Annotated in this window: 7 protein-coding genes; 6 read left to right on the plus strand and 1 reads right to left on the minus strand. The window is 44.1% G+C overall.

The genetic code is table 11. The features are described 5' to 3' along the window. Window positions 1-102: 102 nt before the first annotated feature. Complete coding sequence (locus tag R4I06_RS03900) at window positions 103-1,725, minus strand: ABC transporter permease (RefSeq protein ID WP_334414246.1); 1,623 nt, start codon at window positions 1,723-1,725, stop codon at window positions 103-105. A gap of 503 nt (window positions 1,726-2,228) precedes the next feature. On the opposite strand from R4I06_RS03900, the gene R4I06_RS03905 reads away from it, so the two are divergent. From R4I06_RS03905 to sucD, 6 genes are all read left to right on the plus strand, one after another. Next, window positions 2,229-3,245: an NAD(P)H-dependent flavin oxidoreductase gene (locus tag R4I06_RS03905; RefSeq protein ID WP_334414249.1), complete on the plus strand. Its 1,017-nt coding sequence runs from the start codon at window positions 2,229-2,231 to the stop codon at window positions 3,243-3,245. A 125-nt stretch (window positions 3,246-3,370) separates the two neighbouring features. Then, a complete protein-coding gene (locus R4I06_RS03910) occupies window positions 3,371-4,018 on the plus strand; it encodes an SCO family protein (protein ID WP_334414250.1) in 648 nt (215 codons plus the stop codon). Window positions 4,019-4,066: 48 nt separating this feature from the next. Beyond that, a complete protein-coding gene (locus R4I06_RS03915) occupies window positions 4,067-5,092 on the plus strand; it encodes a substrate-binding domain-containing protein (RefSeq protein ID WP_334414251.1) in 1,026 nt (341 codons plus the stop codon). A 129-nt stretch (window positions 5,093-5,221) separates the two neighbouring features. Next, window positions 5,222-5,485 carry a 30S ribosomal protein S21 gene (rpsU, locus tag R4I06_RS03920; RefSeq protein WP_334414255.1) on the plus strand — a complete coding sequence of 88 codons (264 nt, stop codon included), beginning with the start codon at window positions 5,222-5,224 and terminating at the stop codon, window positions 5,483-5,485. A 66-nt stretch (window positions 5,486-5,551) separates the two neighbouring features. Continuing rightward, on the plus strand, window positions 5,552-6,718 hold the full coding sequence (gene sucC, locus R4I06_RS03925; RefSeq protein WP_334414256.1) for an ADP-forming succinate--CoA ligase subunit beta: 1,167 nt from the start codon (window positions 5,552-5,554) through the stop codon (window positions 6,716-6,718). Window positions 6,719-6,726: 8 nt separating this feature from the next. Further along, window positions 6,727-7,605, plus strand: coding sequence for a succinate--CoA ligase subunit alpha (gene sucD, locus R4I06_RS03930; RefSeq protein WP_334414253.1), 879 nt, complete (start codon window positions 6,727-6,729; stop codon window positions 7,603-7,605). The last annotated feature ends 53 nt before the right edge of the window (window positions 7,606-7,658 follow it).

Below are 7,658 nucleotides of genomic sequence, written 5' to 3' on the forward strand. Positions count from 1 at the left end.
ATGACCTTACACCGGTAAGATTTGTCTTTCAAACTCTCCCGCCACATTCCAAAATAGGTGCTTACGGGTTTCTACAACAGTAGGTGTCTACTTCTGAGCATATCAATACTCATTAACCCTGTTTTCGCGTATTTTATCATTCTGGAATATTTGAAACAGGATAATAACGGATACTAGACCCATAGCGACATTTGCCAACGCGTACGGCGCAGCATCCATGTAGCGTTCGTCCCCCACCAGCTCGTATATCCTTGTGGATATGGTCTCAAAGTTAAACGGCCTTATTATCAGTGTAGCAGAAAGCTCTTTCATAGAATCAATAAATACTAACAAAAATCCCACAAGTATGCTTTTCTTCAACATAGGAATATGAACATTTAGGCAGGTGGATATCCTGTTATGCCCCATGAGCATCGAGGCCCAGTCTACCTCCTTTGGTATCCTGTTAAGCCCTGATTCAATTGGACCAGTAGATGCGGCAAGAAATCTAAAGGTATATGCGTACAAAAGCCCCGCTACGGTGCCTATCAGCGCCATGCTAAAAAAGTTTTCACTAATAAACTGTGACACTTTCCCAAGTAATATTACTATGCCCACTGCAGTTATTGTGCTTGGAATTGCATATCCCATTGATACGAACCTTACTATATACGTCAACCCTCCTCTACCGCGAGTTAGGCACAGCATGACAATTGAAATTACAGTTACCATTATGGCTGCGCAACCTGCTATGTATATTCCATTGAGTATTACGCCAAAGAAATCCCCGTAGTTTATCAGAGATATTCTCTCAAAAGTCCAACATATGAGCGGAACAACGGGAAGAATAAATCCCATAAATACCGAAAGTGTACATATGAAGTATATGAATGTAATTACCAGTTTGCTATTGAAATGCCACCTATAACAATAACAAGCATTCATTTTGATAGCAGAATATGAGGCATCGTCACATCGCATACACTTTTCTACAACTAAAAACACAAACACGAAAGAAAGTGCTACTACCGCTAAAACACACGCTGAATACTTATCATGTAGCAAAAACCAGTGTCTGTATATTCCAGTTGTAAAGGTGTTTATCGTAAGAAATTGAGGTGTACCAAAATCAGCTACAACCTCCATAAGAACAAGTGACACACCCGCAGCAACTGCGGGCCATACTGCAGGAATGACCACAGAAGTTAGTATCTTGTATCTAGAACAACACAGGGTGGTTGCTACGGCAACACTACTCCTTATTGAGATGAACGCAGTCCTTGCCAGCATATATACGTACGGGTACAAGTTGAATCCCATAATCACGCTGCAGAAGAATAGAGATTTTACTTCAGGGAAATAATAGTCGCCCTTACTCCACGAAAACATCTCACGAAGGGTAGTTTGTATAGGGCCACCAAAACCCAAAATATTCACGTACACATATGCCACTATGTACCCCGGTATGGATAGTGGCAGAAACAATGCTACTTCAAATATTCTGCGTCCAGGAAAGGAGTAGTAGGTTATGAACCAGGCGCTCATTACCCCTATGAACATCACCAGTATTCCTATGCAGATCATCAGAATCACGGTATTGCCCACATACTCGGGCATCGAGGTCGCTAGTAAACCCATACCCCCCTTACTTTCTGTAAAAAATACAGTAACCAAAGAAAATATAGGTAGCGCAAACAATAGCGCCAGCAGTATAAAAAACAACCGGCCCGAAAATTTCAATAACACTCTTTGGGCTACACTTTGAAACTCAATACAAGAAATTATAGCGCGCAGTGTCGAGTCTTACACTCAAAATTATGCATATTTAATTTTCATAGTACGATATTGGGGAATGTTTCTTCTTCAAAACGCACACTATTCGAGGTCTGGTACAATATCTGACGAATTGTAAACATTCTCGTAAGCATGTCCCTGGTAGAACATAACAGTTGATCCTTGTGAAGAGAGCTATGACTACAAAAGTGGTGCAGTCTATGTCTCATATGTCCCGCGCACCTTCATTCATTACTGAGCGTCAGGATTTGCGTAAAAGTAAAAATTGCAAATTTTACTTATTGTAGAGAAATGCCAGTTCTTTTATATTTAGCTATATTTAGCCTACTGATTCCGTATAGCGTGAGTGGGGTTAGACTGTTTGTCTGATGTGCGCTACATTCTGCTCTTGTCGTTTCTTTGTAATGATGCAGTATGAAGGGTGCATTTTTTTATAGTGATTTTGGAGCTTTGCCGTGCTGACGAACTTGTGGAAGAAGGGTACCGACTTTTTAGGCAGTAAATTCGCCATTATGGGTGGAGCAATGAGCTGGGTCTCAGAGGCACACTTGGTTTCTTCCATATCAAATGCGGGGGGATTTGGTGTATTAGCGTGCGGTGCCCTATCCACAGCTCAGTTGAGAGACGAAATAAGAATGACTCAACAGCTTACGCAGAAGCCATTTGGCGTGAATCTCATAGTTATACATCCAGATTTGGACAGTTTGCTCGATATCTGCATAGAATCGAAGGTTTCACACATAGTACTTGCTGGGGGATTACCAAGCGGCAAAATCATAGGCAAAATAAAAAACGCTGGAGCAAGAAGTATGTGCTTTGCTCCATCTTTGACCATAGCAAGGAGGTTGGTAAGAATTGGCGTTGACGCTTTGATAATAGAAGGTATGGAGGCAGGAGGACACATAGGGGCTGTCAGTACGTCGGTATTGGCGCAGGAGATCTTGCCGTTTTTCAAGACTCACGCGGAAGTTTCTAATGTTCCCATATTTGTTGCTGGCGGCATTGGAACTGGAGACATGATAGGCAGCTACTTAAACATGGGAGCAAGCGGATGTCAGATTGGGACTTTGTTCGTGTGCTCAACGGAGTGCAAGGCACATCCAAAATTCAAGGAGATTTTCATAAAGTCATCCTCAAGGGATGCTGTTCCTTCCGTTCAGCTCAGTGCAGATTTTCCTGTGGCGCAAGTTCGTGCCATAACTAACGCAGCAAGTATGCGCTTTCTCGAGCTTCAGCGCGAAGTTATAGAAATGCATGGCTCTGGGAAGATCTCAAAGGAAGAAGGTCAGCTTCTCATAGAGAAGTTTTGGGCTGGATCACTAAGAAGGGCGGTGATTGACGGAGACGTAGATGGCGGGTCGGTGATGGCAGGTCAAAGTGTGGGCTTTGTAACCAACATAAGAAGCACTGAGGAAATAATTTCTGGTTTGGTTAATGAGATAGAAACCTACCTGAAAGGGATATCTGCATAGATCAAACGCTTAATGTCAGCGAATGCCTGTTGCTCTCCTTGACCTAAATTTTCAAAAGTGCTAGCATGCCTCGTGCGTTCTATGCAAAGTTTAGGACGCGTATGATATTAAGTTAGGTGTTGCGCATGAGAGCTCTAGGAATTGTGTCTGTCGTACTTATTTTCGTTGCTATTGCGTTTTTAGGATATTCGTATGTGACACACAGGGGTATCTTTGGAAACATACCCTTACATCCTGCAGCTGTCGAAAATGCACCGTCGTCCACTGCTGATGAGGATGTAGGTCTCCGCACCTCCTTTTCTGATCTTATCGACCAAGATGGAAACACTGTTAGTAGTTCGGACTTCTCCGGCAAGCATATGCTTGTATTATTTGGATTCTCTTCGTGCAGGCGTACATGCCCTGCTGAGCTTGGAATCGTGTCTCAACTATTACACATGATGGAAGACTCGGCTGATAAGTTACAGGTGGTCTTCATCACCATTGACCCTGAGCGTGATACCGTAGATAGGCTGAGTGATTATCATAAGGCTTTTGACAGCAGGATACGCATGCTGACAGGTGATGCAGAAGTTCTAAAAAGCGTTGTTAATAACTACAAGGTATACGTAGGAAAGGCAGAAGAAGACGGCGATATAGCTCATTCCCTCTTCATGTATTTGTTGGATGAAGAAGGTAGGTACGTGGCGCACTTTACCCCTGACTTAGATCAGATAGAAGGTCAGGTTGACAAACTGTTTGAATTAGTCAGCAAGTATGTTCTTAATGCTTAGTTAGTGTTGTAGTGGTACGTACAATATAGTATTGTAGGTGAGGATGAAATGCTGACGGGTATTTGTCGCTTTTTCGCTGTACTGTCGTTGTGCTTATCTCCTTCTTTCGGTCTATTGGCAGCCCAAATACGTGTAGTGGGGTCCGCCACTGTATTCCCCTTCATTTCTTCGATTGCGGAGGAGTTTGGCAGGTTCTCTTCTTTTAGCACACCAGTAATAGAGTCTGTTGGCAGTGGTATGGGGTTCAACATGTTCTGTGCGGGAGCGAAAAAAAGTACCCCTGATATAGTTATGTCGTCCCGACGTATAAAAGATGCTGAGGTTGCGTTATGTGCTGCAAACGGCGTTCACGACCCTGTGGAGGTTATGATAGGGTATGACGGCATAGTTGTGGCAAGTTCTAGGCAAAGGCAGATTTTAGATTTTCGTTTTAGAGACCTATTTAATGCCTTGAGCAAGTACAGTTTGTCTAACGAATATGGCGATATAGCTTTAAACAACTACAGCAAGTGGTCTGAGATACGTCCCGATCTTCCCGAAAGTGAGGTAGAGATCTATGGCCCGCATAAAAATGCGGGAACATACGACATACTAATAGATTACGTGATCAGGGACATGTGCATAGGCGCTAAGAGCTTTATAAACCTGTATGCTGACCTTGAGGAAAGGAAAAGTGTTTGTGGAAACATTCGCAATGACGGTAAGTACATAGAAGTGGCAACGAGCGAGAATGTTATTATTCAGAAAATTGCAAAAAACGGTAACGCTTTCGGGATATTGAGCTTTAGTTACTTGGTAAAACACCAAAATGAGATACAGGGTAACAAGATAGCTGGGGTAGAGCCTACTTACGACAACATAGTATCTGGTAAGTATGTCTTATCCAGACCCATGTACATATACGTGAAGCGTGAGCATCTGGGCAACGTGGAAGGACTTAAGGAATTTGTTAAGGAAGTTATGAAGACGGAATCTGTTGGCAGTAATGGATACTTAATAAATTTAGGGTTCATTCCTATGTCCGATGAGCAGCTATCGAAGGTAAGACAAAATGTGGAGCGCCTTATTTCCTAATGGGGTGCTTGATTTTTTTCACCTGAGGGGAGGCCAAACTTTGTGGTTTGATGGCTAAAATGGGTTGACCATGCGGCTTTTTGTGTTATCATTTCACTCCGTATGTTTGGTTCTTTTAAGGGTTTTGTTTTGGTTGAGGTCGTTGTATATCACGGTGATGTAGAGCAGGGGATTAGAACTCTCAAGAAAAAGCTTCAGAGAGAGGGAAAGCCTCGTCAGATGAAGATTGTACACCATGAAAAGCCTTCCGAAAAGCGTGTCAGGAAGCGGGATGATTGTGAAAGAAGGCGTAAAAAATTGCATGGGGCATCTTCTGAGCCTCAGTTTAGCAAGTTTCAAGTCAGCGCAAAGCACTTTAAGATTCAGAGGGTTCCTTCCGTTGACAACGAGTAAGACTTCACGTTGTCGCCTTTCTTTGGCGTTTAGTTGTCTTAAGTGGAAGTTTCGGGAGGTGTGGTTGTGAATATTCATGAGTTTCAAGCTAAGAATGTCCTAAAAGGTTTCGGGATTAACGTTCCTGGCGGCGTGGTAATAAGGGATGTGTCTGAAATTGGCGATGCATTAAAAAGTGTATCATCCGGTGTGGTTGCGGTAAAAGCACAAATACACGCAGGCGGTAGAGGCAAGGCGGGTGGTGTTAAAATATGTAAGACTGCAGAGGAAGTTGAGACCACAGTTTCGAAGATGCTTGGTTCCATTTTGGTCACAAAGCAGACGTCTGCTGCTGGGCAGAGGGTGAACCTGGTATATTTAGAAGCGGGAGTTTCTATAAGGAAGGAATATTACTTAAGCGCAGTTGTCGATCGCTGCTCAGGTATGGTGAGCATGGTGTTTTCCACTGAGGGAGGTGTCGACATAGAAGAAGTAGCTGCCGAGAAGCCAGAGATGGTTGCGGTTGTTCGCATTGATCCGCTGTATGGCTTTAGAGATTTTCACGGAAGGGAGCTGTGTTGTCAGTTTGGATTGAATAAGAATGGTACTGCTGGTATCACTTCCGTTGCCCGCAAGGTTTACAATGCTCTGGTGAACACAGATGCAAATCAAGTTGAAATAAATCCTTTAGTAGAGACAGAAGACGGAGAATTCTTTGCCTTGGACGCGAAAGTGACCTTTGACGATAATGGGTTATATCGCAACCCTGAGATAGCAAAGCTGTGCGACCCTGATGAGCATGCGCATGAGGAGTTGGAGGCAGCAAAATTTGGATTAAGCTACATAAAGATGGATGGTAACATTGGCTGCATGGTTAATGGTGCGGGGCTTGCAATGGCCACTATGGACATCATAAAGTACTATGGTGGAGAGCCTGCAAATTTTCTGGATGTGGGCGGTGGAGCCAGCAAGGACTCTGTTCGGGAAGCATTTAGGATTATCCTAGACAGTGGAGTTAGCGGTATTCTAGTGAACATTTTCGGGGGCATAATGCGCTGCGACGTCATAGCTGAAGGTATTATAGAGGCTGCACGTCAGGTAAAAATCGATGTGCCTCTAGTTGTGCGCCTATCTGGTACCAATTTTGAAATTGGAAAAAAGATGCTGGATGAATCTGGGTTAAACATTGTCACCGCCAGCGATTTAGATGAGGCAGCTCGTTTTGTTGTTGACATGGTGACTAAGAGAAAGTAGGGGCTTCTATGGCTATTTTGGTAAGTAAGGAAACTAAGGTTATATGTCAGGGCTTTACGGGTGCTCAGGGAACTTTTCACTCTGAACAGGCAGTTGCGTATGGTACCAAGATGGTTGGTGGAGTTACTCCTGGCAGGGGTGGTAGCACTCATTTGGGCTTGCCCGTCTTTGACACCGTAAAGCAAGCAAAGGCTGCGACCATGGCTGATGCTACTGTGATTTATGTCCCTGCTCCCTTCGCGGCCGACGCTATTTTGGAGGCTATTGAGGCGGAGATAGAGTTGATAGTCTGCATTACTGAGGGAATACCAGTTTTGGATATGGTAACAGTAAAGCGTGCGTTAGTGGGCAGTAAGAGCAAGCTTATTGGTCCCAACTGCCCTGGTGTTATAACGCCTGAGGAATGTAAGATTGGCATTATGCCTGGATATATTCACCGCAAAGGTCACGTGGGCGTGGTTTCACGTTCTGGTACTCTTACTTACGAAGCTGTTGCGCAGACTACTGCGGTTGGTCTCGGGCAATCCACCTGTATAGGTATTGGGGGGGACCCTGTTCATGGTATGTCATTTACGGATTGTGTGAAGCTGCTTGTGGAAGATGACGATACGCACTGCATTGTGCTGATCGGTGAAATCGGGGGATCAGAGGAAGAAGAGGCAGTGGAGTTCCTTCAAGATTCTGGTACTAAGAAGCCTGTTGTGGGGTTCATTGCCGGACAGACCGCTCCTCCGGGAAAAAGAATGGGTCACGCGGGTGCTATATCATCTGGTAGTTCTGGCACTGCGAAGGGTAAGATTGATTTCATGAAGCGTGCGGGGGTAATTATCGCAGAAACACCTGCATCCATAGGTCAGGCTGTGTTGTTTGCTATGTCAAACTGCTAAGTGTTTGATTCAGCAGGATTACTTGTGTGCTTCTAATACCTTGGTAACCTGAT

Source organism: Anaplasma bovis (assembly GCF_036903315.1).
Lineage (GTDB): Bacteria > Pseudomonadota > Alphaproteobacteria > Rickettsiales > Anaplasmataceae > Anaplasma > Anaplasma bovis.